Source organism: Aestuariivirga sp. (assembly GCF_046294715.1).
Lineage (GTDB): Bacteria > Pseudomonadota > Alphaproteobacteria > Rhizobiales > Aestuariivirgaceae > Aestuariivirga.
The window spans coordinates 62,872-87,455 of the sequence record NZ_JBKBKI010000008.1 but is presented as its reverse complement, the minus strand read 5'-3'; the positions used below and the strand labels follow the sequence as shown (position 1 = coordinate 87,455).

The window sequence follows — 24,584 nt, the reverse complement described above, 5'->3', positions numbered from 1 at the left end:
GTTGCAGCTTCGCACTAGGCTCGCTTCGAGGATGGCAGGTCTGGCATCGGAGCGAAGCTGAGGTGAATATTCGAGCCACACTGGATGCGCTCCGGCTGCATCTCACGTTTCGCAACCTGCTCATTCACCTTGGCCTCTTCATCGCTTTCCTGGCGGTCTCACGCCTGTCGTTCGTGTTCCAGACGACCGAGCTGAGGGCCACGCCGTGGAATCCCGAAACGGGCATAGCCGTCGCCGCCGGATTCATTTTGCGCTGGCCCGCGGTGGTGACACTGAGCCTCGCGATCCTGGTCAGCACGCGGCTGGGAGGATGGCCGCTTCCCGGCGTCTGGGAGCACTTTTCGGCGATCTCGCGCGCAGCCATCTTCACCGGTGCCGCAGCGGCGGCGGCACCCGTCGTCTTGCGGAGCTCCGTTCCCTCTCTTCCATCGCTGCTGCTCTTCTTCGCCTTCTCGGCGGCCGTCACCGCCGCCTACGCCATCATACGCATAGGAACGCTCTGGCTGAGCGTGGGCATAGAGCCGAAATACCTGCTGCCCTTCACCGTGACCCTCTCGATCGGGAATCTCGTAGGCATCCTCACCGTCGTCCCGCTTTTCATGCCCACCGAAAAGAGCTCGCGCATCACCAGCTATCTCTCCGGCTGGTCAGCCTTCCACTGGCTGGCATTCGGCGGCCTGGTGATCATCTCCTTCATCGTATTCGGAATCCGCGGCGTCGACCAATTCAAGTTCTTCTATCTCGTCTTCTTGCCGGTGATCGCCTTCACCGTGAGAGACGGCTTCACGGCCGCTGCCTTCTCCGTATTCGTCAGCGACCTGCTGATGATCGCCATTCTCTACTGGCGCGATTTCGAATCCTCCACAATGGTTGAACTCCAGTTCCTCATGCTCTCGCTCTCCATAACCGGGCTTCTGCTCGGGACTGCCATTTCCGACCGCTCGCGAGCCGTAAAGGACCTCAAGGAAAGCCATGTCCGCCTTCAGGAAAGCCAACTGGCCCTGCTGCAGGCCTCGCGCCTTTCGCTGGCCAGCGAAATGGCGGCCGCACTGGCCCACGAGCTGAACCAGCCGCTATCCTCCGTCCGGAACTTCGTGCGGGCCGTCAGGCGCAAGCTCGATTCGAGGCGCATCGACCGCAATGCGCTGATCTCGGACATCGACGCGGCAGTGGGCCAGGTGGACGCCGCCGCCTCCCTGCTGCGCTCGACGCGAAATTTCCTCGAACGCGGAACGGTTCACCGCGCTCCGCACGACATCCAGTCGATCATCGCCAATTGCACCGCCCTCGTGCAACCAGAGTTGCAGCGCGCGCGCATCACGCTGGTGACGTCGGGCGCGGGCGCGCTGCCTCCCGTGCTCTGCAACGAGGTGCAGATTCAGCAGGTTCTTCTCAATGTGATCAAGAATGCCAGGGAAGCGATCGTTGCGCATGGCAGCGCGAAGCGCGTGATTGAAGTGACGGCCTCGCGCTCCACCAGGCCAGGCTTCGTCGAAGTGTCGATCGCCGACACGGGACCCGGCGTTCCGCCCGAGCTCAAATCGCTGCTCTTCCTTCCTCTTCAGTCCACAAAGCCTGAAGGGCTGGGTCTCGGTCTCTCCCTGTGCAGCACCATCATCCGCAGCCACGGCGGAGACTTCTGGCTTGACGGGAGCGCACTGGTGGGTGCACGTTTCGTGTTCACGCTGCCATGTCCAGAGCCCGAAGACACTCGAAGCCTTCCATCGTGATCATCGACGACGAGGAGGCCGTACGACACTCGCTCTCTTCCGTGCTGGGCACTTATGGTTATGAGACCACCTGCTTCGGTTCGGCGGCACGGGCCATCGATGCAATTTCCGGAATACAATGCGACTGCATCGTTCTCGATGTCAGGATGCCGGACATGGATGGCCTTACCGCCCTGCGGCTCCTGCAATCGGCGGGCGTGCAGATTCCGGTGATCATCATCACGGGTCATGCAGATGTGCCGATGGCAGTTCAGGCGATGAAGCTCGGGGCCGTCGATTTTCTCGAGAAGCCGGTGATCGACGAGGATCTTGCGCAGAGCATCGAGGCGGCTCTGGCCCAGCACAGGCGGGCGGTCGAGGAGACCGGGCTCGCCCGCGAAGTCCGCGAGCGCTTCGCCACCCTCACGCCCCGGGAGCAGGACGTCGCAGCGCTGGTGGTGGAAGGCTATGCGAGTTCCGCCATTGCAGCGGAACTGAACATCAGCGTGCGGACCGTCGACCATCATCGCGCCGCGATTCTCGCCAAGATGCAGGCCACGTCCCTGCCGCAACTCCTGCGCTTTCTTCTGCTCGCCCGAAACGACGCCAGGACGTCTCAGGACGTGTAGGTACCTCTGCCTATGGCAGCGCTCCGCCCCGGGCGACATCCTTCGATGGACGACCAAGCCTGGAGATTCGCCATGACCTATGCTGAGCCTTTCGTCGCCGGCGGCAAGACGATCACCGTCCAGGGCAATTCTATGATGCCGCTGTACCGCCACGGAGACCGTCTGATCGTCACCGATCAGGTTCCGATTTCCGTCGGCGACCGCATCGTGGTCGAATCGTCCGTGCACGGCACGCTGGGCGGAACGCTTCTCTACCGGGATGGCAAATGCATAGCCCTCATGCTCGGGGGAAAGTCTCGCCGCGACGTGCTCGTCGAGCCCGGGGATGTCGAGTACATGGGCCGCATCGTCTGGGCCAGCCAGTAAGTCGCCTCAGCCTTCGGTCAGAGCCAGAATTCGCTGCCGCTGCCTGATGCGGGCGGCGTCGACGAGCATCCGGCCTGCCCATCGGTAGACATTCTGCTCCTTTACCTGCTGGCGCATCAGACGCATGCGCTCGCGCTGCTCCTGTTGCGGCATCCGCAGTGCGATCTGCAGGGATTCCGCCATCGCATGCACATCGTATGGATTGACGATGAGGGCCTCCGTCAACTCCCGTGAAGCGCCGGCGAAGGTCGAGAGGATCAGGACGCCCTCCTCGTCGTCACGCGAGGCCACGAACTCCTTGGCCACGAGATTCATCCCGTCATGCAGGCTGCTGACGACGCAGAGATCGGCAGCACGGAACAGCTCGTAGACTTCATGCGGCTCATGGTGCCTGACGATCAGCCTGATCGGCTGGTAGCCGCTGCTGCCGTGACGCGCGTTGATTTCCTGCGCCAGCCCGATCGCCTCCTCCTGGAGGGTGCTGTAGCTTGCGAGCTTGCTCCGCGTAGGCGCAGCCACCTGCACGAACACGAAGCTCCCCTTCCATTCCGGCCGTTCGGTGAGCAGCACATCGATCGCGCGCATGCGGTCGAGTATGCCCTTGGTGTAGTCGAAGCGCTCGATGCCGACTGCGATTCGCATGTCCGGTTCGATGCCGAGCCTTTCGCGTACCCTCCTGCGGCAGGCCTCGACTGGCGGCTGCTGCTCGAGTGCAGCCGGAGGCCACTCGATCGAGATCGGGTATGGCCGGATCTTCGTCTCGTGCCCCTGCAGGGTGACGGCAGCGTGTTCGCGGTCGATGCGGCTCTCGATGAACCTGTCGACCGTTTCCAGGAAGTTGTTGCAGTGAAACTGCGTGTGAAACCCGAGAATGCTGCTGCCCAGCAGCCCTTCGATGATCTCCTCCTTCCAGGGACAGATGCCGAAGGTTTCGGCATTCGGCCATGGAATATGCCAGAACGTTATGATGGTTGCCTTGGGAAGGAGTTCGCGGATCATGCGCGGCGCCAGCGCGAAATGATAGTCCTGAACGAGGACGATCGGATCCTCGGTGGCAGCCTCGCGTGCCACCGCCTGGGCGAATCGCGCATTGATCTCCTTGTAGTACCGCCAATCCTCGTCACGGAACGTGGGGCGGACGAAGGCGATGTGGCACAGCGGCCAGAGCCCCTCGTTGGCGAGGCCGTAATAGTAGCCGTTCTGCTCCTCCTCCGTGATCCACACGCGGCGCAAGGTATAGCTGGGGGCCGAAGGAGGAACCAGGAGCCGGTCGTCCCGGTCGACGGTTTCCTTGTCGGCCGTACCGCTGCCATGCGCGATCCACGTTCCGCCACACGCCCGCATCACGGGCTCGAGCGCGGAGACGAGCCCGCTTGCCGGTGTCTGGAGCTCGATGCCCGTCTCCGTCCTGTTGTGGATGTAGGGTTCCCGATTGGAGATGATGATGACCTGCGCATCGGGCAGTGCCGTGCTCAGGAGATCGTGCAGCGCCTGGGGCGACCACCTGACGTCCGAGGCCTCGGCCTTGGCCCGGGAGGCTTCCAGTTCCTTGAACAGCTGCTGCACCTGCCGTTCGATGGCCGTGCGGTTGTGGGCCGGCCCGGGCAGCAGCCTCCCTTCGCGCACGTCGTCGATGGCCTGGCGGAGCGACGCGATCCAGCGCCTGATGAACAGGAAGATGAGGACGGCGCCCGAGCCGGCGATGACGAAGGCAAAGCCGAAGAGGCCCGCGATGAGGTAGGTCTGCGCCTGCCCTACCCTCTCGTCGAGGTAGGTGAGGTCATGCAGCACCACGAGGTAGATCCGTGCTTCGCGCACGGCGATCGGGAAGGCCGCGACCAGCACCCGCCTGCCGTCGTGCACGATGCTGGAAAAGCTCTCGCCCCCCGTGCGGGCAACGCTCTCGCACGAGAAGTTCTCAGGCATCAGCGGAGTTGCCCCGGTGAGCACTCCGGCACGATCGCACAGGCCGACGGCAAGTATGCGGTCGTCCTGGGCGACGCCCTCCAATATGCTCGCGAGCCGGGCGTCGTCACGCGCGACCAATGCCCGCTGCACCGAAACCTGAACCGCCGAGTAGACGAGCCGCGACCTCGCCTCGACATCGCTCCGCGACCATTGCTCGAGCAGGAGCTTCGATGCCGGGAGCGCCAGGATTGCGAGCGCGAGGACCAGACAAATGCCGATCGCGGAATACCGCAGAAGGTGGCCGGCGCGCATCGGCAGGAGAGTCGATACCCTCATCGCACGGTGCTCCATGGCCTGCTGAGGAGCAGCGCGCAGTTGATCAGCCCCACCAGGGAATAGGTCTGGGGAAAGTTCCCCCACAGCTCGCCCGTCTCGGGATCGATGTCCTCGGACAGCAGTCCGGACGCCGTGCGGCGGGAAAGCATTTCCTCGAACAGCGCTCGCGCCTCCTCCTGCCTCCCCATGATGTGCAGGGCCTCGATCAGCCAGAAGGTGCAGAAATTGAAGGCGGTCTTGGGCAGGCCGAAGTCGTCCTCCGTGGCGTAGCGCAGCATGTAGGCACCGCGGCGAAGCCCCGTCTCGACGGCTTTCATCGTGCCCTGGAAGCGCGGATCGTCCGGCTTGAAGAACTTGAGATCGAGAAGCTGGATGAGGCTCGCGTCGAGATGATCGCCCGTGAGTGTTGCAGACATCGTCTGCCGGTCCGGCCGCCAGCCGTTGACCTCGATGAATTCCCGGATCCGGGCCGCGCGCTCTGCCCAAAGCCCATGCCTCTCCGCGAGGCCCAGGGCCTTGGCCGCGTTTGCCAGGCGGTCGCAGGCCGCCCAGGACATGGCGGCGGAATAGGTGTGCACCGCCTTTTGCGTCCTCAACTCCCAAAGTCCGGCGTCCGGCTGATCGTAGAGCTGCCACGCCCGCTCGCCCACCCGCTCGAGAGCCTCGAGGTCCTGCAGCCCCGAGATGCGCAGGAGCCGGGCATCGTAGAACGCCTGGACGTTGGAAAGAACGATCTGCCCATAGACGTCGTGCTGGAGCTGGATAAACGCCTCGTTGCCGATCCTCACGGGCCCGCATCCGCGGTAGCCCGGCAGACTGGGCGCAATGCGCTCTTCCAGGACGGCCTCGCCGAGAACGCTGTAGAGCGGCTGGATATGCCCGCCCTTCGCCGCATCGACGATGTTGCGCAGGTAGCTCAGATAGCCCTCGAGGACGTCGAGTGCGCCGAGGCGGTTCAGTGCCAGGACGGTGTAGTAGGCGTCCCTGATCCAGCAGTAGCGATAGTCCCAGTTGCGCTGTGAACCCGCATGTTCCGGAATCGACGTGGTGAGTGCGGCGACGATTGCTCCGGTCTCTTCGTGCTGGCACAGCTTCAGGCTGATGGCGGCGCGGATCACCGCCTCCTGCCAATCCGGCGGCGTGGCGAGGCCGCGCGCCCAGAGCCGCCATTCTGCGGTGGTGTCCGCCAGCATCTGGTCCACCGTGCCGCCGATCTGCCCGGATAGGCCCTCATCGGGTCCGAGAAAGAAATGCAGTGGCCGTTCGACGCGGAAGGGAAGCTCTTCGGAGACGAGCCTCACGGCGGCATTCGTCGTCATCCGGAAGACATGGCTGTCGGTGACATAGCGGATGTGGTTCGAACCGAAGGTCCTTGCGGCGCTGCGTTCACCGAAGGCGTATGTCGGGCGAAGGCGCACCCGGATACGCGGAACGCCGGAAAGCGGGCGAACGATGCGCGCGAAGGCGATGGGCCTGTACACGCGCTCGAGGCGCTGGACGCGGGGGCAGAAGTCGATCACCTCGATCGCGTTCCCTGCCTCGTCGCGGTGAATGCTGACGAGGATGGGCGTGTTTCTCCGATAGTGCTGCGTCACCGAAACGCAACCTTCGAGCTCCACCGCCCAGAGCCCGGCGGCCGATTCGCCCGCAGGGTCCCTGTCGCTCAGAAGCGAGGAGAACAGCGGGTCACCATCGACCTGCGGCACACAGGCCCACACGAAGCGGCCGGCGCGGTCGATGAGCGCACTCACCTGGCAGTTCCCGATCAGCCACAGGTCGAGGGAGGTCGTCACCACGCCTCTCCTCCCGCCGCGTCGAGCCAGGCCAGCGTCTGCCCGACGTCCGCCAGGTGATAGTTGGCCGATGTGGGCCGCAATGGCCCAACGAGTATCCCGGCACCGCCGTGCCGGCGTGCGGCGAGGAAGGCCGCCTCGTCGGTCTCGTCGTCGCCCACGAACACAGGAAAGGTACCGGCCATGGGCGGTTCCCTCATCATGGCGTCCACCGCATCGCCCTTGTGGTAGGGGACGGCCTTCAGTTCGATCACCTTCTTCCCGTTCTGAATGATGAATCCCCTTTCTTCCGCAAGCCTCTGCGCCAGCTGCCGGCAGGCGTGCTCCGCCTGGGGCGCCAGCCGGTAGTGAAGCGCAAGGCCGAACGGTTTCCGCTCGAAAATCACGCCGGGGTGGGAAGCCTCGAGGCTTCCCACTTGGGCGAGAAGCTCATCGTCGAGCCTGGCCTCCGTCGGCCTGCGGATGCGCCCGTCCATCCATGAGAGTTCGGCGCCATGGCTTCCGGCCACGGCGAACTCGGGTCCTTTGAAGAGTTGGCGCAGCTCTTCGAGGGGACGCCCAGTCACGATCGCCACCCTGCCTTCCAATCTGGAGACCAGAGAGGACATGAGCCGGCTCAGACGGCTGTTCACCGTCACGTCCTGCGGCCGGGGCGCAATGTCGACAAGAGTTCCATCGAAATCGAGGAAGAGGCTCCCGCCGCGGAGCAGGTCCGGCGGCGGCGGAGGAAGGTTGTGCAGCTTTTTCGTTATCATCCACTCTGAACGGGTGCTCATCTCCCCAAGGCGTCACCGGGGCTCAAAACGCAGCAGCACGGCAAAAGTTCCCCGAGGCGGCATCGCTTGGCAAGACTGGCCATCCCGTGCGGCCAGCGCCATAGGCAGCACTACTGATGGATACGGATAGAAAGGCAACTCACGCCGCTTGCCGGGAACCCGCACCGGAAGGAATGGTTGTGAAAGCTGTGAACCTCGACATGGGGCTTGAGCAACGTGGAAGCGAACCGGCAACAGCACTCGATGCAGATGGGGTGGAGCCGCCTTGCCGCCATGATAGCGGTTTCGACCGTCCTGATGTTCTTCCTCATGTATCAGCTCGTCTATTCCATCGACCACGCCACGTTCAGCGTGAACCGTCTCCTGGCCGCCCTGATCATGGCCTGTGTCATGACCATCGTCATGCTGGCGTTCATGTGGTCGATGTACTCCGGTGTTAAGCTGAAGATTGCCGTCCTTTCGATTGCTGCAATCGCGGGTGCAGCCCTTCTCTTCGTGAACAGGTCGCAAGCTCTCGTGCAGGATGCGGATTTCCTGCGCGCCATGATCCCTCATCACTCGATTGCCGTGAACAACGCACGCAAGGCCACCCTCAGAGATCCCCGTGTCCGCCGGCTCGCCGACGGCATCATCGAGTCTCAGATGGTTGAAATCACGGCGATGAAGCTCCTCCTGTCCGGCATGGAGGGTGACCTCAGGAGAGACGGTGATCCACTGCCACCGATCGGGACGGATGTAACCCCCGAAATGATGGCACGGGCACAGTCCATGGCACGGTGAGCGGCGGCGAGGGTCAATCGCCAGACGCCTCGATGGATCACATGCATCCGGCCTCTCGGCCCTGTTCGTCAGGCGGGAAGACGAAGGTTCGGCCGCGCTCCCGGCCTTGCGTGCCGGGGCACCTGCAGATGCGCAGCACTGCGGAGCGCCTCGAGCATCGGCTCGCAGATCAGGCGCTCGCCTCCGGGCTCGCGATGGCAGACCGGGTCCCAGAGCCCCATCGGCGTCCACACCTCCGGCTCGTGCCACTCCGGCATTCCAAGAATGGGATAGAGGCAGACGCCGCGCAGCGGGATGCCCTCCCGCAGCAGCACCTCGGACTGCTGGGCAACCTCGAGAAGCCAGGGGGCCCGTTCCTCGCCCACATGTGCGGTTTCGCTGATGATGAGTTCGTGGCCGTAGCGCTGGTGGACGCTGCGCACCAGTTCCCCAAGGGTGGCGCGGCGCGGGTCGAGATCGTCGAGCGGGGGAATTCTCCCGTCCGGAAGCGGCTCGCGCCCCCATTCCCACTGGTTCGTCCAGTAATAGTTGATGCCGACGACGTCGAGGTGGGCGGGAGAGCCCCCGAGTTCGGGGTGCAGCCGGCCGGACAGCATGTCCCAGGATTCGAAGACGATGCTGTCGTTGAAATGCTGGGCCGCACCCTGTTCATGCGGACGTTCGGGATGGGCCACGACCCGGCACAGCGGATCGACGTTGACGATCCGCGAACCACGGCTGGCTGCCCAGATCGCCTCGATTCCGGCGATGGCCGCCCCGCACAGGGCTATCTTGAGGTCCTCCCCGCGGTCCGTGAGATGGGGCGCGAAGAGACCAGCATGCCCGCCTGCAAAGGCCATGAAGCTCGGCTCGTTGACGGGCGTGAAATAGCAGATGCCCTCGGTGCGGCGGTCGATGTATCGGGCGACTGCGTGGCAGTAGTCGGCGAAGCGATCGGGGAAGTCCTGGCTGAACAGGTCGAGGTCGCGCGGGTAGCCATAATGGAACAGGTCCCAGATCACCTCAACCTCATGCCGGCGGGATGCTTCCAGGAAGGGGTCGATGCTCGAGAAGTCGTAGCGCCCCCTCCCCAGGTCCACCAGCGGCCAGCGCACCGTCTCGCGTGCTGCCCGCAGCCCTATTGCAGCGATGTCGCGGTAATCACCGTCGGCCCTGCCGTCATGCCCGGTGGCGACCACCTGGTCGAACCAGTGGCCGTTCCTGTTGTACCCGGTCGATCCTTCGAAGCCGGCAAGAAAGAAGCTGTTGAACATCGGGTTTCTCCTCATGTCTTCTCGGGAGGATCGGTTCTGAGGCTGCCGATCGACACGGCGTCGGGCGCCACCACGCTGCGATAGGCCTCGACCAGCGCAGTGGGTATGCGGTTGAGATCGGGGTCGAGATCCCACAGCCCCATCTGCAGGAGATGCTCGGCGACTGTCCTTCGCCCCTGCCGCCATGCCCAGGTAACGAGCGCAAACATGGGCCACCAGGTATAGCCGACGATCGGCACTCCATCCGCGCGGAGGCTCCGCACCGCCTCGAGCGAGGCGTCCAGCCAGGCGAGCCTCCGCTGCACGGAGCCTGCCGTCGCGATCTCGGATATCATCATGGGCACGCGGAAGTGCTCGTGGTAGCCCCGTGCGACACCCTCCACGAGGCCCTCCTCGGTGTATGGCATCCGGATGCGAAGCTTGCCGTTCTTGTCACGGACCAGCCGCTTGCTGGTGAACATCGGATAGAGATTGAGGCCGATCACCTCAGGAGGCGTCGGGTGTTCCGTCAGCCGCTCGATGGCTGCGGTGCTCCCCAGCAATCCGGAGAGCCAGCCATGCAGGGCATGCCTCTCATCCACCCGCCCGGAGACGAGATCGAGGGCGAGGAACACGATCTGGCGCCTGCGCTCCGTCTCCTCCGCGAGTGACTTCTCCTCGCTGTCGTAGAGGTCGGTGGCATCGACATGATAGGCCACGATCTCGCGGTCGACGTCGTGCAGTGCCGAAACCGTCGCCTGAATGCCCGCCGCCACGTTCAGCATCACCCGTGCGAAGCCGCGCCAGCTGCGGTGATGCGGCGGCCACCAGCCCAGCCGCCCGCAATACCAGGCGGTGATCCGCGGCTCGTTGAGCGGCGTGTACCAGTGAATGCGCCCGCGGAAGCGTTCTGCGATGCGCGCGGCATACTCCGCCACGTGCTGCGGGTAATCCGGGTTGAGATAGGCGTCCTCGATCCAGCTCGGCAGGCCATAGTGGACGAGGTCGACTTGCGGCGAAATCCCGAGTTCGAGCAGGCGCTCGAGCGGTTCGTCGGCGTGTTGCCACTGCCACGTGCCCCTTTCGGGCTGGATCCGGTGCCACGGAATTCCGTATCGGGCGGCCTTGACGCCCAAGCTTGCCATGAGGTCCAGGTCCTCGCGCCAGCGCCGGTAATGGCCGGTGAGCTCATACTCGTCGAGTGTCCGCCACGTGATCGGGTGGGGCGCGGTAATGAACGTGTCCTCTATGCCCGTCGCCCACCAGAACGTGTCCGGCGCGCGCAGACTGCCGAGTTCCGAGCGGCGCGGAAGCTGCGCGGTGCTCATCTTTCCTGCCCGCGCTTCCGCCGCCTGAGCTCCACCTCCTGCTTGATCAGAGCATCGAGCATTTCGCTCGGCACCGCGCGCGAAGGCCGGCTGTTGATCGCGCGCACCCTGTCGGGGTCGAGCTTCGGTTCGCGGTTGCCGGTGAGCAGACCGTTCGACTCCTGCTCGGTATCGGTGAGCTGGGTGTAGCAATAGCCGGCAAGAGCGGTGGATTCGAGCAGGGCGGCGGTCAGGGCTTCGTAGCGTTCGAGCAGGTCTTCCGTGCTTTCGAACTGGCCGTAGCCGAACCAGTCCTCGCTGGCCTCCGGCTTGTGGGACAGGCCGCCATATTCGCTGATGACGATGGGCTGGCCCGAGAGTGCCCCGCCTTCGCCGAGGAGTGGATGGTGATGCGGCCGCACTTCCTTCAGGGTGCGTTCGATCGCCCGCCTGTCGGCATAGCGTTCGCGCAGCATGTCGGCATGCGGTGCATAGTCGTGAATGCCGAAGATGTCGCCGACGGCATGCTGCCAGCCGTCATTGGCGATGACCGGCCTTGTGGCATCGAGCGCCCGGGTCAGGGCATAGAGCGCGCGCACGAAGGCGCGCTGCTGTTCGGACCGGTCGAGATCGGGCACGCCCCAGCTCTCGTTCAGCGGCACCCAGGTGACGATCGATGGATGGTTGTAATCCCGGCGCAGGACCTCGATCCATTCGCGCGTCAGCATCGTGGCGGCGCGGTCGGAATAGACATACGCATTCGCGGTCTCGCCCCACACCATCATGCCGAGCCTGTCGCACCAGTAGAGGAAGCGCGGGTCCTCCACCTTCTGGTGAATGCGGATGCCGTTGAAACCGAGCGATTTCGCGAGTTCCACCTCGCGCCGCAGCGCCTCGCCCGAGGGTGCCGCGAGATGGGACTCCGGCCAGTAGTTCTGTGCGAGCACGAGGCGGAGGAAAGTCGGGATGCCGTTCAGGATGAAATAGCCGTCGTTGAGCTCGATGCGGCGCAAGCCGAAGTAGCTCTCCACCCGGTCGACGACCCGCCCCTCCTCGTCGAGAATCTCGATCTCTGCCCAGATCAGATTGGGATTTTCGGCCGACCAGATGAGACTCCGGCGCCGCCGCACCGCGGCATTGCTGATGTTGAGAAGCAGATCCCGCCGCAATTCACTGCCGGTGAGGAGACACACGTCCTCCAGCAGCAGCCCGGCCGGCCGGCCTCCGCTGAGCCTGATCCTCACGCGCCAGCCGATGGGCGGCTCCCTGTCAAGCCGCAGGGTGAGGCCTGCCCCGAACCGGTCGAGATCCGGCGTCCAGCGAATCTCCGCCACTGCCACGGGGGGAAGCGGCTCGAGCCAGACCGGCTGCCAGATGCCCGTGGTGCGGTGATACCAGATATAGCCGGGCTTCTCCTCCCAGTACTGCTTGCCGCGCGGCTGCTGGAGGTCGTGCGGATCGTCTTCGGCACGCACCGTGATGACCAGGAGGCCGTCGGGCCGCAGATAGGGCGTGATGTCGGCGGAAAATGGCGTGTGTCCCCCCTCGTGGCTGCAGGCGAGAGCGCCGTTCACCCAAACGGAAGCCTTGTAGTCGACGGCGCCGAAATGCAGCATGAGCCTGCCCGCGGCCTCCGGCTCCTCCAGATGAAGCTCGCGGCGATACCATACGACCGGATGAAACCCTGGCTCGTGAATTCCGGAGAGGCGGCTTTCCGGCGGATAGGGAACGGCGATCTTGCGGGTGAACGGCGCCGGGGTGCCGAACCACTTCTCCATCACCCCGCGGTCGCCATCGTCATGGGCGAAGCCCCACTCCCCGCACAGGTCGAGCCATCGAGCGCGGCGAAACTGCGGGCGCGGGTAGTTGCTGTCGAAATGATCTTCTTGCTCTGTCACGTCTCAACGATTGGAAATGAGATTGAAAACTGCGACGGGTGCCCTGGCCCCTGTTGCGCGCGCCGCTGTGGCTGTGTCACGTATGAGACACAGGCAGCCTCACAGGAATGGCTGGCGGGGGATTTGGTTCCGGTTTCGGCAAGGCCCGTCCACAGCGGAATTCCTCGCGCGGAGGGCATCGGGCAAGGGCCAGTCCCCAGGCCAGTGCTTTCCTGAGGGGAATAAAAGTTGAATTCCTATTGCGCGAAAAAGGCCTCTGCCCTAGGGTGACGCCGACAACAGAACGGGAGCTGAGCCTCACCATGTGTGGAATAGCTGGAATCCTCTACAAGGGCAATTCCTCGGCCGATGCGAAGGTCGGAAAGGCGCTGATCGACATGCTGGACGGCTGCCAGCACCGCGGTCCGGACTCAACGGGTTTCTCGCTCTACCGGGACCCGGTGCCCGGCCATCTGCGGTTGCGCTTCATCGTCGGCTCGGGCGAGGCAGCCGAAAAGGGCATCGAGCGGGTTAAGGCGAAGCTCGCCGAGTTCCAGGCCCGCATCGTGGAGGAGGAGCACAAGGGCTCATCCTTTGCCGTTCTCGTCAAGTTCGACGGCGACCTGCAGAGATTCGCCTTCGAGATGGAGCACGCCGCCAAGCTCTCCTCGATCGGCGAGAGCCTCGACATCATCAAGGACCTGGGCGGCGCCCATGACGTGGACAATGTCTACGAGATCGAGAACTTCAAGGGCACGCACGGCATCGGCCATGTGCGGCTTGCCACGGAGTCGGACGTGGCGCCCGAAGCCACCCACCCCTTCTGGGCGACGGGCTTCGCCGACATCTCGATCGTCCACAACGGCCAGATCACGAATTACTACAAGATGCGCCGCCGCCTCGAGAAGCAGGGCTACTTCTTCAACACCGACAACGACTCCGAGCTGATCGCCGTCTACCTCGCCGACAAGCTGAAGCACGGCCACACGCTGAAGGAGGCGCTCAAGACCTCGATCGACGATCTCGACGGCACCTTCTCCTTCCTCGTCTCGACGAAGGACGAGATCGGCTACGCCAAGGACAAGCTCGCGGCGAAGCCGATGGTGAAGTACGAGGACGACAAGATCATCGCGATCGCCTCCGAGGAAGTCTCGCTCAACCGCCTCTTCCCCGGCCGCGCCCTCAACACCTCCGAACCAGCTCCCGGAACCTACGATACATGGCAACGATCGACCTCAGCGTAACACCCGTCCGCGAAGCCAACGAGCTCCTGCGCAAGCATGGAGCGGAAGGTGTCGACGTCGAGGTGCTCAACCCCGATGCGCGCCACCACATCGGCGTCGGGCTGACGCATCCCATCAACGTGCACATCCGCGGCTCCGCCGGCTATTTCTGCGGCGGCCTGACGGACGGCCCGCGCTTCCTCGTCGACAACAACGTGGGCTGGGGCGTGGGCGACAACATGCTGAGCGGCTCCATCGTCGTGAACGGCAACGCCTCCGCCATTCCGGGCGTCGCCATCCGCGGCGCCGAGATCGTGGTCAAGGGCAACATCGGCTCGCGTGCCGGGCAGGTGATGAAGGCCGGCACGCTCCTGGCCTGCGGCAACGCCAACTTCATGGCGGGCTACATGATGTATGGCGGCCGCCTGATCATCCTGGGCGAGTCCGGCGAGAAGGTCGGCCAGGACATGACCGGCGGCTCGATCTACGTGGCAGGAAAGCTCGGCCAGATGGGCACCGACGCGATGCTCATCGACCTCCCCGCCGCCGAGCGCGACGAGATCATGGCCTTCCTCGACAAGTACGAGATCCCCTTCAAGGGCACCTTCCAGAAGATCGTGAACGCCGGCCAGAAGCTGCGCTATCCGCGCAGCGAGCCGCGCCGCCGCGCCATTCCCTTCTTCGAGAGCTTCGCCGACAACGCCTACTGGAACGCCAAGGTGCAGGAGGACATCCACATCAAGGCGCAGATCGGCCGCTACCGCATCCGCGGATATGGCGCGGCGCGGCCCATGCCGCACCTCTCCGACATCGCTTTCAAGCGCGACATACTGCCGGCCATCGGCACCGACCCCGACGTGCTGTCGAAGGTCGACCTCAAGACCGAAGTGGGCGGCCGCTCCGGCGCCAACCCGCTGAAGCTGTCGATGCCGGTGATGATCGCGCCCATGTCCTACGGCGCGCTGTCGAAGTCCGCCAAGCTGGCGCTCGCCATCGCCTCCCGCCTCTCCGGCATCTCGGAGAACACCGGCGAGGGCGGCATGTCGAAGGAGCAGCGCAAGGAGGCGGACCAGCTCATCTACCAGTGCCTCGCGGGCCGGCTGGGCTGGAACATCCATGACATGCAGCAGGCCAACGGCCTCGAGATCTATATCAGCCAGGGCGCCAAGCCCGGCCTCGGCGGCCAGCTGATGGCCAAGAAGGTGACGCCCGAGATCGCCCGCATCCGCGGCATCCCGGCGGGAATCGACCTGCGCTCGCCCTCGCGCCACCCGGACGTGCTGGGCGCGGACGACCTCGTCATCAAGGTCGAGGAATTCCGCGAGGCGACGGGCTACCGCATCCCCGTCTCCGTGAAGCTCGGCGCCGGCCGCGTGCGCGACGACATCAAGATCGCCTGGAAGGACGGCTTCGATTTCGTGGAGCTCGACGGCATGCAGGGCTCCACCGGTGCCGCCGGCAACGAGGTTCTGGAGTTCGTCGGCATTCCCACCCTCTCCGCCATCCAGGAGGCGCGCGACGCGCTGACGGAGGTCGGAGGGCTCGACATGCCAATCGTGCTGATGGGCGGCATCAAGGACGGCATCGACGCCATGAAGGCGCTGGCGCTCGGCGCGCACGCCGTGGCGCTCGGCACCTCGGCGATCATCGCCGGCGGCTGCATCGCCTGCCTGCAGTGCCATGTCGGCACCTGCGTCACCGGCATCGCCACCCAGGACCCGGAGCATGAGAAGCGCTACAACGTCCCCCTCGAGGCGCAGAACATCCACCGCTTCCTCGAGTCCGTGCGCTGGCAGATCGCCGCCATCACCCAGGCGCTGGGTTATGCCAACCCGCACCAGATCTCGCGCGACGATCTGGTGGCGCTGACGCCCGAGGCGGCGGCCATCACCAGGCTGCCCTATCACCCGGAATACCGCGAACGCGACCAGGACCTCCGCAAGGCCTCCTGACACCGCCAGACAACGACAGGACACCCGCGATGAGCACGAACGTCATCACCGTCTATGACATCAACCGCGTGCGGCCGCCCCGCGCCCCCGCCCGCGACGATACGCAGGACCCCCACTTCGTGCCCGCGCCCTGCCAGGTGGCCTGCCCCGTCGGCACCGATGCGCCCTCCTACATCGGCTACATCTGGGAGGAGAAATACGCCGAGGCTTTCGAGGCGATCACCGCCACGAACCCCTTCTCCTCGATCTGCGGCCGCGTCTGCGATGCGCCCTGCGAGCCCGCCTGCCGCCGCACCGAGAGCGACGGCCCGCTGGCCATCCGCAACCTCAAGCGCTACGTGATGGACAAGCTCGGCGAGGACCATCACCTTCCGCCCGCCGCCGTGACCCGCAAGGAGACGGTGGGCATCGTCGGCGCAGGTCCCGCCGGGCTGACCGCCGCGCAGGACCTGGCCGAGGCCGGCTTCGAAGTCCACGTCTACGAGATGATGGACAAGCCGGGCGGCATGATGGTGTGGGGCATTCCGGGCTTCCGCCTGCCGCCGGGCATCATCGAGGAAGACATGCAGCGCATGCTGAAGCACTGCCCGGGCATCACCATCCATTGCGGCGTGGCGCTCGGCAAGGACGTGACGCTGGACGAGCTGAAGCAGCGCCACGCGGCGGTGCTGCTCACCATCGGCTCCTGGTGGGGCAAGCCCATGGGCATTCCGGGCGAGGACAATCCGAACGTCGTGGACGGCGTCGGCTTCCTGCGCCGCATCAACGCCGGCGAGCGCCCCACGCTGCCGGAGAAGGTGATCGTGGTGGGCGGCGGCGACGTCGCCATGGACGCCTGCCGCGCCGCGCTGCGCATGCCGGGCGTGAAGGAGGTGAAGGTCGTCTACCGCCGCGGCCCGAAGGAAATCCCCGCCCGCAAGGAAGAGCTGAAGCAGGCGATCGAGGAGAACATCGAGATCGTCTACAACACCCAGCCGGTGGAGGTTGTGAGCAATGGCGCCGGCCTGGCGCTGCGCTGCGTGGAGACGCGGCTCGGCGCGCCCGGCGCCGACGGCCGCCGCAAGCCCGAGACGGTGCCCGGCTCCGAGCGCGACCTCGACTGCGGCATGGTGATCATGGCGGTGGGCCAGAAGGCGGAATCGGACGAGCTCCAAGCCAGGGGCCTGATGGCGGGCGACCGCGTGCGCACCGACTGGGATTCGATGCGCACGGCGGACCCCCAGGTGTTCGAGGCGGGCGACGGCGCCTTCGGCGGCTCCACCATCGTCATGGCGATGATGCACGGCCACCGCGCCGCGCACTACGTGAAGGCGCATCTCGACGGCATCGCCGAGCCCCTGCCCTACCGCACCCCCTACCGCACCCGGCGCGTGCCGGTGGCGCAGGACATCAACTGGGAAATCTTTCCGCGCCGCGAGCAGACGTTCAACGGCCTTGGTGCGAACCCGGTCGCCTTCCCCGAGATCGAGACCACCTACGACGACGTCACCGCGAAGGAGGAGGCGGCGCGCTGCTACCGCTGCGACGCCGAGACCGGCTCCACCGACTATTCGGTGAAGACGCGCGAGGACATCTTCGTCATGGCGCGCACCCCCGTGAGCGACCTCCGCACGCAGAAGGCCATTCTCGAGAAGCGGCTGGAGCCCAAGGCCAACCCCTTCCCGGAGAACCACCACGCCTCCTTCGACGACCTGGTGCTGCTCCCCGCCAACCTCTCGCGCCTGGTGATCGACCCCTATCGCGACGCCTGCAACACGGCGACGGATATCGCAGGCAAGGTGAAGCTGGACATTCCGGTGATCGCCGCCGGCCTCGACGGGCTTCCCGCCGAGGCGAAGACGGCGCTCGGTGCGGCGCTGGCCAATGTGGGCTCCGCCTATCTGGGCCGGAGCGCCCTTCCCGGCAGCAAGGCGCCCTGGCTGCAGCTCGTACGTGTGGGCGAGGACACGCCGGACGGGGCGGCCGCGGGCCATGTCTATGCCATGCCGGGGGGCTTCGCCGCGTTTGCGCCCGAGAAGCAGCAGGGCTTGATCCTCGGCCTCGTGGCGCGCGCCGCCGATCTCGAGGCGGCAATCCCCTTCGCCCTCGAGCACGGCTTCGACATGGTGCTGCTCGACGGCTCGTCCGGACTCACCGGGCAGTGGCCGGAGCTCAATGGCTACCCGGACTTCACCGTGCTGCGCGACGCTCTGCGCATCGTGCGCAAGCTGAACCGCGAGGAAGACATCGACTTCGTCTATTTCGGCGGCGTGCGCTCCGGCACGGACGTGGCCAAGCTGATCGGCCTCGGCGCCAAGGCCGGCGCCATCGGCATGACCATGGCCATGGCGCTCGGCGGAGAACTGGGGCCGCGCGGCCTCGCCTTCTTCGGCGATCGCAGCCACGACGAGCGGGTCGATGCCGCGGCCTCGATCATCAACGCCATGTCGGCGGAGGCCTCGATCATGGCGCGCTGCACCGGCAAGACCGACGTGCGCAACATCGAGCCCGAGGACCTGCGCGCCATCACCCTGGCCAGCGCCAGGGCCTTCGGCCTCGCCCTCGCGGGGACGAAGCGCGGAACGGTCGTCGAAGCCGCGGAGTGACGCCATTCTGAAGGCAGGCGCCACGCGGGGAGTCTGTCAGTTCTTGCCAGCGACCGTGGAGACGTAGCGCGCGACCGCTTCGATCTGCTCTGCCGTCAGGACCTCGTTTGGCGGCATCACGCCCACGCCCTCTGTGACCGCCTTCCGGACGCGATCCGCGTCAGGCATGAGATCGTCGAGGCTTGGGCCCACCTTGCCCTTCGATCCCGCATCGGCAAGCGTATGGCACAGGGCGCAATCCGGTTCCGAGATCGTGAGAAACACTTCCCTTCCGAGATCGATCTCGGCCTGGTCGGCCCGAGCTACGTTCAGGCCAAGAAACAGCGGCCAGGCGAGACAGGCCAGCCGCAACGGGACCGGATGCTTCATGAAGCTTCCCACAAGTTGCTGGAGAAGCCCCTCGCTGAGCGCAAGGGGCTGCGTCGATCACGCCACATCGACCGTGACGCCATGGGCAAGCCAGCCATTGTGACTGTACCCGGACTGGTTGGGCTCGAACTCGCGGGGCTGGCTCTTTCCCTCGCTGTCCGTTGCGCGGCTGACGAGCGTATGGCGCCCGGCCGGCAGATCGAGACTGATCACGAATGGCCGCCAAGCATAGCGCCCAAGATCCGGCCCGACGAAATCGGCCTTCTTCCACGTCTCACCGCCATCGGCAGAGACCTCGACGCTCGAAACGGCATGGAATCCGCCGAAAGCAACACCGGTGACCTGCACCTTTCCAGCCTTCGCCACCTCGAGCGGAGACGTGATCCAGGACTTGACCTCCATCTTCCACACCGACGGATCGCTCGTCGAGGCTTTGCCGCCCACGGGGTAGATTCGATAGCGCGTCGCCTGAATCTTGGCGTCGGTCTCGTTCTCCGTCAGGGCGACCTTCTTTACATACTTGATGTTGTTGACGCCGGTGTAACCGGGAACGATCATGCGCAGCGGGCCGCCATGAGCAAGCGGAACGGGAGCGCCATTCATTTCCCAGGCGAGTATGATGCTCTCCAAGGCCTCGGCCGGCACGGAGCGCTCGACGATCAGGTCCTTTGGATCGAGGCCCTCCGGGATCACCTCTCCACCTGTTCCCGTGACGAATCTTGTTCCCTCGACCGCACCGCCCATTGCTTCGATGACGGCTTTCAACGGAACACCAGACCAGAGGACGCATCCTGCAGCACCGACCGTCCAGGGGGTTCCGCTCGGCTTGTGCTCGAAGTATGCACGACCGTTGCCGGAGCATTGCAGGACTGCCGCCACAGTCTCGACGCCCAACGTCTTCAACTCACCGACGCTTATGGACCGAGGCTCCTTCACGCCCGCGAATTCGACCATCCAGCCATCCCGGTCCGCAACGATCGAATCGTCAGGCACGTTCACGTTGTTGCGGATGTAGAGCCGGTCGGCCGGCGTGATGATCCCCGCCCCGATCTCGCCGCGCTTGGTTTCGAGCGTCTTGTCGCTGTGTACGATGAGCGATCCGGCATTCTTCCAGGCGACATAATCCGGCAGCGGCTTCGCCTCCTGCGCCGCGGCGATCGGCACCGGCGCGCCGAACCCGGCTGCAGCCAGCGCGCTTGCGCTTCCCACGAGAAATCCACGGCGCTTCAACGTAAGATTATTTTCCAATTGTCAAATCCTCCCTTGCCGAGGCACGGCTGTGTCCTCGATTGTGCAGTTCAACGGGTGCCGACAAGTGGACGAAACGATGGAAGTGCTGGAAAAATTCCCTCCGTCCGCAGAATGGCCGGACGTTCTTTCAACCGATGCAGGGCTGGCGCATCACGTCGAGGCCGGCGACCGCCTCCTCCTTGCGCCGCTGCCCCGACCGCAGAACGCTGACGATCGCGGCAAATCGTGCTTCGGACATGGCCCTGGCAACAAGGAAATGATCGATCGCGCCGTCCGACCAGGAGGCGCGCAGCAAGCCCTCTTCGCCTGAGATCGCGAAGCTCTCGCGCGCAGCCCCTCCAGCCAGAGAGAACAGGCTGAGCCGGCATCCGTTGCGGCCGACGTAGGCCGTATGTGTCGCGGGTCGTCCATCGATGTGCAGGCCGGGGTGCTCGAAGGCGAGGAAGAGTCCAGCGGCCAGCAGATCGGGCGCAGTCGGGCTTGCCGCAGGAGAGAACGACGGCGTTCCCGGAAGGTCAACGCTCTCCAGCCACGCGTCATGGCGCGCGATCGCCTCCACAATGGCGTTGGCCTGTCGATGGCCTTGCCCATTCAGCAGGAGGCTTGCCAGGATCACGCTCGCGAGGGCGGCGACAAGGCATGCAGCCGTCAGGGGGCGGATCAGAGGGTGCTTCCGCCCGCGAGGCCTGGGAAGGCGAAGCACCACGACCGGCTCGAGAAGTCCTGCGACTGCGGACTTCATTTCCGCCAGCCGGGCGGCGTTCCGCGCCACCGCTTCGTCAGATGCGATCCGATGGGCGATGCGGGCGGTTTCCACCGGGTCGAGCTCGCCGTCGATGTACGCACTCAATGAGTCGAATATGTCCTCGGTGCCGCTCATTTTCCACCCGCCCGCCGCCGGGCAAGAGACACGATGTTGTCGTCTGCCAGCCGGGCGGCGAGAGCCCTCCTGGCGCGGCTTACCCGGCTCATCACGGTTCCGGCCGGCACCCCGATGATGGCCGCGGCCTCTTCGTAACTGAAACCGGTAACGTCGACGAGCGCCAAGATCTCGCGATGGCCTACGCTGAGGCAGGCATAGGCCTGGCGTATCGCAAAGGCATCGACCACCACCGTCTCGAGCGAGACCGGCGCCGGAGCCAGGTCGGCGGCAAACTCCTCTTCGATCTCGGCCTTGCGCCTGATTGACCGCAGCTGGTCAATCCAGACGTTGCGCAGAATGGTGAACAGCCAGGCGCGGAACGCCGGCTCGGCGTCCGGAATGTTCCTGGCCTGGAGTGCCCGCACCACACCCTCGTGAAAGAGATCCTGAGCAGCCTCACGGTCGCGGCACAACGCGTTTGCGTAGGCCAGCAACCGCGCACTATAGGCCTCGAGCCTCTTTTCAACCGGCAAATGCATCGCGGTCAGTGGCTTTTCTTGTGGTTGCCCTGAAGTTCAAGCCCATCCTTACACATGGACGAACGGGCGTGCCCTTTTATTCCACCTGCAGCACTGTTCAGGCGATAAGGGCTTCGCTTTCGGGGTCGAAGAACACCGCGCGGTCGAGATTGAAGGCGAGCCGGCTCACGTTTCCGGGCTGGATCTTGGCGTCCGCCCGAAGCCGGGCCACAGCTTCCCTTCCGCCCAGGAACGTGACCGCATAGGTATCCGCGCCGGCCGGCTCGACGACTTCGATGAGGCAGTCGGCCTCGACGATGTTGCGCGAGAGGCGGTCTGCGCCTTCGGGATCGGTGATGGCCTCGGGCCTGATGCCGAAGACGACCTTGCGGCCGGCCCAAGGGGCAAGTTGCGCGTCTTGAAGCTGCAGCGCCAGCGGCGCCCGGTCACGCTGCTCAACCTCGAGCGACAGTGACGATCCGCTGCCGATGACCTTGGCCGAGAGAAGGTTCATGGCGGGCGAACCCATGAAATCGGCGACGAACATGTTGGCCGGCCGGTTGTAGATTTCGGCTGGCGTCCCCGATTGCTGGAGAACGCCATCCTTCAGCACCGCGATCTTGGTGGCGAGAGTCATCGCCTCGATCTGGTCATGCGTCACATAGACGATGGTGGTCTTGAGCCGCGAATGGAGCCGCTTGATCTCGGTGCGCATGTCCACGCGCAGCTTGGCGTCGAGATTGGAAAGCGGCTCGTCGAAGAGGAAGACCTGCGGGCGCCGCACGAGCGCGCGCCCCATCGCCACGCGCTGGCGCTGGCCTCCGGAAAGCTGCGAGGGCTTGCGTTCGAGAAGATGGGAAATCTGCAGCATCTCGGCCACTTGCTGGATGGCCTTCTCCCGTTCCGCCTTGGCAACGCCGCGCATTTCCATGCCGAAGCCGATGTTCCCGGCAACGGTCATGTTCGGGTAGAGAGCGTATGACTGGAACACCATCGCGATGTCGCGCGCGGAAGGGTGGAGATCGTTCACCCTGCGCCCGGCGATGCGGATCTCGCCCGAGGTGATCGACTCGAGGCCGGCGATGGTGTTGAGCAGCGTGGACTTGCCGCAGCCCGACGGGCCCACCAGCACCAGGAAGCCGCCCTCCTCCACCTCGAGGGTGATGCCCTTCAGCACGTCCACGGCGCCGAACTTCTTTTCGAGATTGTCGATTTCGAGGAATGCCATGCGCTAACCCTTGACCGAGCCCGCCATCAGGCCGCGCACGAAGTAACGGCCAGAGACGACATAGACGATGAGCGTGGGAAGGGCGGCGAGAATGGCGCCCGCGAAATGCACGTTGTATTCCTTCACCCCCGTCGACGAGTTGACGAGATTGTTGAGCGCCACCGTCATCGGCATCGAATCCGCGTCCGAGAACGAGGCGCCGAACAGGAAGTCGTTCCAGATGTTGGTGAACTGCCAGATCACCGTCACGATGACGATGGGGCCTGAGCTCGGGAGCAGGATGCGCGTGAAGATCTTCCAGAAGCCCGCGCCATCGATCATGGCGGCGCGCACGAGTTCCGTCGGAAAGGCCTCGTAGTAGTTCCGGAAGAACAGGGTGGTGAAGCCGAGGCCGTAGACGACGTGCACCAGCACCAGCCCCGACGTGGTGCCGGCAAGGCCCAGCAGTCCGAGGATCCGGGCTGAAGGAATGAGCACGATCTGAAACGGGATGAAGCAGGCGAGCAGCATCAGCGCGAAAACGACGTTGTCGCCCGGGAAGCGCCACTTCGTGAGCACGTAGCCGTTGAGGGCGCCGAGAAAGGTGGAGATGGCCACCGCCGGCACGACCATGATGAGCGAATTGAGGAAGTAGGGCTTGAGGCCGGTGGGCTGGACGCCGATCTGCGCGGTCGACCAGGCGGTGGACCAGGGATCGAGCGTGAACTGCAGGGGAACCGCGAGCATGCGGCCCTGCTGGATCTCGGTCAGGGGCTTCACCGAATTGACCAGCATCACGTAGAGCGGCAGCAGGTAATAGACGGCGAACAGGATCAGAAGCCCGTAGACGAGCGCCCGCACGAGGGCTCCGGTGCGGACTGCGGTCTCCTGCTGCCCGCCGCTCATTTGCGCTGCCCCTGGCCGAGTTCGGAATAGAGATAGGGCACGATGATCGCGGCGATCATCATCATCATGACGATGGCGGAGGATGCACCCATGCCCATCTCGTTCCGCGTGAAGGTGAAGTTCTGCATGAAGAGCGCCGGCGTCCAGGTGGCGGTGCCGGGCCCGCCGCTCGTCATCGCGACGATCAGGTCGTAGGACTTGATGGCGAGATGCGCCAGCACCACGAAGGCCGAGAGGAAGACCGGTCGCATCATGGGAATGATGATGCGGCGGTACAGCGTCCAGTTCGTCGCGCCGTCGATCTGCGCGGCCTTGATGATCTCGTTGTCGACCCCGCGGAGACCGGCGAGGAACATCGCCATCACGAAGCCGGATGACTGCCAGACGGCGGCGATCACCACCGTGTAGATCGCCATCCTCCCTTCCTTGATCCATCGGAACGAGAAGGACTCGAAACCCCAGGACCGCACCACCTGCTCGAGGCCGATGCCGGGATCGAGAAACCATTTCCACGCGACGCCGGTGACGATGAAGGACAGCGCCATGGGATAGAGATAGACCGGCCGCAGCATGCCCTCGCCGCGGATCTTCTGATCGAGGAGGATTGCGAGGCCCAGCCCGAGCACGCTGCTCACCGCGATGTAGAGCGTGCCGAAGATCGCGAGGTTCTTGAGAGCCGTCAGCCAGTTCGGATGGTTGAACAGGCGGATGTAGTTGTTGAAGCCGACCCAGTTCGAAAGGTCGGGCAGGATCTTCGAACCGGTGAAGGACAAGACGCCCGTGAAGACGATGAAGCCATAGATGAACAGCAGGACGAGCGCAAAGCTCGGTGCGAGCACGAGGCGCGGCAGCCAGGCCTGGAGCACGGCGCGTGGAGCGGCGGTGGCGGTCACGGAGCGTTGTCCTCTTCACCTCGTCTGCGAGCGGCACCTGCGCCGCTCATCGTCTCACCCATGTGTGGAGTATCCCCCTTCGTGCCGGATTGATCGCGCGCTGTC

At 64.9% G+C, this 24,584-nt stretch carries 20 protein-coding genes; 7 read left to right on the top strand and 13 right to left on the bottom strand.

Translation table 11 applies throughout. The features are described 5' to 3' along the window. Window positions 1-62 precede the first annotated feature (62 nt). The 3 genes from ACK4HL_RS07940 to ACK4HL_RS07930 all read left to right on the top strand — a co-directional run bounded on the left by ACK4HL_RS07940 (window position 63) and on the right by ACK4HL_RS07930 (window position 2,704). The gene (locus ACK4HL_RS07940; protein WP_409758295.1) at window positions 63-1,730 is read left to right on the top strand and encodes an ATP-binding protein; all 1,668 of its coding nucleotides are present in this window, start codon (window positions 63-65) and stop codon (window positions 1,728-1,730) included. Then, a complete protein-coding gene (locus ACK4HL_RS07935; protein WP_409758292.1) occupies window positions 1,727-2,338 on the top strand; it encodes a response regulator transcription factor in 612 nt (203 codons plus the stop codon). Before ACK4HL_RS07940 ends, ACK4HL_RS07935 begins: the two co-directional genes overlap by 4 nt. 72 nt (window positions 2,339-2,410) lie before the next feature. After that, window positions 2,411-2,704 carry a S24 family peptidase gene (locus ACK4HL_RS07930; RefSeq protein ID WP_409758289.1) on the top strand — a complete coding sequence of 98 codons (294 nt, stop codon included), beginning with the start codon at window positions 2,411-2,413 and terminating at the stop codon, window positions 2,702-2,704. Between the two features lie 6 nt (window positions 2,705-2,710). Here the strand turns inward: ACK4HL_RS07930 and ACK4HL_RS07925 are convergent, their stop codons facing one another. The 3 genes from ACK4HL_RS07925 to otsB are packed head-to-tail and all read right to left on the bottom strand — an operon-like array spanning window position 2,711 to window position 7,517. Beyond that, a complete protein-coding gene (locus tag ACK4HL_RS07925) occupies window positions 2,711-4,948 on the bottom strand; it encodes a trehalose-6-phosphate synthase (RefSeq protein WP_409758286.1) in 2,238 nt (745 codons plus the stop codon). Then, the gene (locus ACK4HL_RS07920) at window positions 4,945-6,741 is read right to left on the bottom strand and encodes a glycoside hydrolase family 15 protein (RefSeq protein ID WP_409758283.1); all 1,797 of its coding nucleotides are present in this window, start codon (window positions 6,739-6,741) and stop codon (window positions 4,945-4,947) included. Before ACK4HL_RS07920 ends, ACK4HL_RS07925 begins: the two co-directional genes overlap by 4 nt. Continuing rightward, on the bottom strand, window positions 6,738-7,517 hold the full coding sequence (gene otsB / locus ACK4HL_RS07915) for a trehalose-phosphatase (protein WP_409758280.1): 780 nt from the start codon (window positions 7,515-7,517) through the stop codon (window positions 6,738-6,740). Before otsB ends, ACK4HL_RS07920 begins: the two co-directional genes overlap by 4 nt. Window positions 7,518-7,760: 243 nt before the next feature. On the opposite strand from otsB, the gene ACK4HL_RS07910 reads away from it, so the two are divergent. Beyond that, window positions 7,761-8,297 carry a DUF305 domain-containing protein gene (locus ACK4HL_RS07910; protein ID WP_409758277.1) on the top strand — a complete coding sequence of 179 codons (537 nt, stop codon included), beginning with the start codon at window positions 7,761-7,763 and terminating at the stop codon, window positions 8,295-8,297. Window positions 8,298-8,365: 68 nt separating this feature from the next. Here ACK4HL_RS07910 and ACK4HL_RS07905 read toward each other — a convergent pair whose 3' ends face one another. Genes ACK4HL_RS07905 through ACK4HL_RS07895 form a run of 3 tightly spaced genes read right to left on the bottom strand, consistent with a single transcriptional unit; the run spans window position 8,366 to window position 12,734 of the window. Continuing rightward, entirely contained in the window at window positions 8,366-9,550 is a 1,185-nt protein-coding gene (locus tag ACK4HL_RS07905) for a glycoside hydrolase (RefSeq protein ID WP_409758274.1), read from the bottom strand. Between the two features lie 11 nt (window positions 9,551-9,561). Then, a complete protein-coding gene (locus ACK4HL_RS07900) occupies window positions 9,562-10,857 on the bottom strand; it encodes a family 1 glycosylhydrolase (protein WP_409758271.1) in 1,296 nt (431 codons plus the stop codon). Then, entirely contained in the window at window positions 10,854-12,734 is a 1,881-nt protein-coding gene (locus ACK4HL_RS07895) for a glycoside hydrolase family 2 protein (RefSeq protein WP_409758268.1), read from the bottom strand. The genes ACK4HL_RS07900 and ACK4HL_RS07895 overlap by 4 nt, the downstream gene beginning before the upstream one ends. Before the next feature lie 266 nt (window positions 12,735-13,000). On the opposite strand from ACK4HL_RS07895, the gene ACK4HL_RS07890 reads away from it, so the two are divergent. The 3 genes from ACK4HL_RS07890 to ACK4HL_RS07880 are packed head-to-tail and all read left to right on the top strand — an operon-like array spanning window position 13,001 to window position 18,473. Beyond that, a complete protein-coding gene (locus ACK4HL_RS07890; RefSeq protein ID WP_409758265.1) occupies window positions 13,001-13,957 on the top strand; it encodes a class II glutamine amidotransferase in 957 nt (318 codons plus the stop codon). After that, entirely contained in the window at window positions 13,933-15,888 is a 1,956-nt protein-coding gene (locus ACK4HL_RS07885; RefSeq protein ID WP_409758262.1) for a glutamate synthase-related protein, read from the top strand. Before ACK4HL_RS07890 ends, ACK4HL_RS07885 begins: the two co-directional genes overlap by 25 nt. 29 nt (window positions 15,889-15,917) lie before the next feature. After that, window positions 15,918-18,473: an FAD-dependent oxidoreductase gene (locus ACK4HL_RS07880; protein WP_409758259.1), complete on the top strand. Its 2,556-nt coding sequence runs from the start codon at window positions 15,918-15,920 to the stop codon at window positions 18,471-18,473. Window positions 18,474-18,509: 36 nt separating this feature from the next. On the opposite strand, the gene ACK4HL_RS07875 is transcribed toward ACK4HL_RS07880, so the two are convergent. From ACK4HL_RS07875 to ACK4HL_RS07845, 7 genes are all read right to left on the bottom strand, one after another. Next, window positions 18,510-18,842 carry a c-type cytochrome gene (locus ACK4HL_RS07875; protein ID WP_409758257.1) on the bottom strand — a complete coding sequence of 111 codons (333 nt, stop codon included), beginning with the start codon at window positions 18,840-18,842 and terminating at the stop codon, window positions 18,510-18,512. A 57-nt stretch (window positions 18,843-18,899) separates the two neighbouring features. Then, window positions 18,900-20,090, bottom strand: coding sequence for a sulfite oxidase (locus tag ACK4HL_RS07870; protein WP_409758254.1), 1,191 nt, complete (start codon window positions 20,088-20,090; stop codon window positions 18,900-18,902). Window positions 20,091-20,220: 130 nt separating this feature from the next. Beyond that, window positions 20,221-20,973: an anti-sigma factor family protein gene (locus ACK4HL_RS07865; protein ID WP_409758252.1), complete on the bottom strand. Its 753-nt coding sequence runs from the start codon at window positions 20,971-20,973 to the stop codon at window positions 20,221-20,223. Then, a complete protein-coding gene (locus ACK4HL_RS07860; protein WP_409758249.1) occupies window positions 20,970-21,494 on the bottom strand; it encodes an RNA polymerase sigma factor in 525 nt (174 codons plus the stop codon). The genes ACK4HL_RS07865 and ACK4HL_RS07860 overlap by 4 nt, the downstream gene beginning before the upstream one ends. 97 nt (window positions 21,495-21,591) lie before the next feature. Further along, window positions 21,592-22,701 carry an ABC transporter ATP-binding protein gene (locus tag ACK4HL_RS07855; protein WP_409758246.1) on the bottom strand — a complete coding sequence of 370 codons (1,110 nt, stop codon included), beginning with the start codon at window positions 22,699-22,701 and terminating at the stop codon, window positions 21,592-21,594. Between the two features lie 3 nt (window positions 22,702-22,704). Next, a complete protein-coding gene (locus ACK4HL_RS07850; protein ID WP_409758243.1) occupies window positions 22,705-23,586 on the bottom strand; it encodes a carbohydrate ABC transporter permease in 882 nt (293 codons plus the stop codon). Beyond that, the gene (locus tag ACK4HL_RS07845) at window positions 23,583-24,479 is read right to left on the bottom strand and encodes a carbohydrate ABC transporter permease (protein ID WP_409758240.1); all 897 of its coding nucleotides are present in this window, start codon (window positions 24,477-24,479) and stop codon (window positions 23,583-23,585) included. Before ACK4HL_RS07845 ends, ACK4HL_RS07850 begins: the two co-directional genes overlap by 4 nt. Window positions 24,480-24,584: the final 105 nt, after the last annotated feature.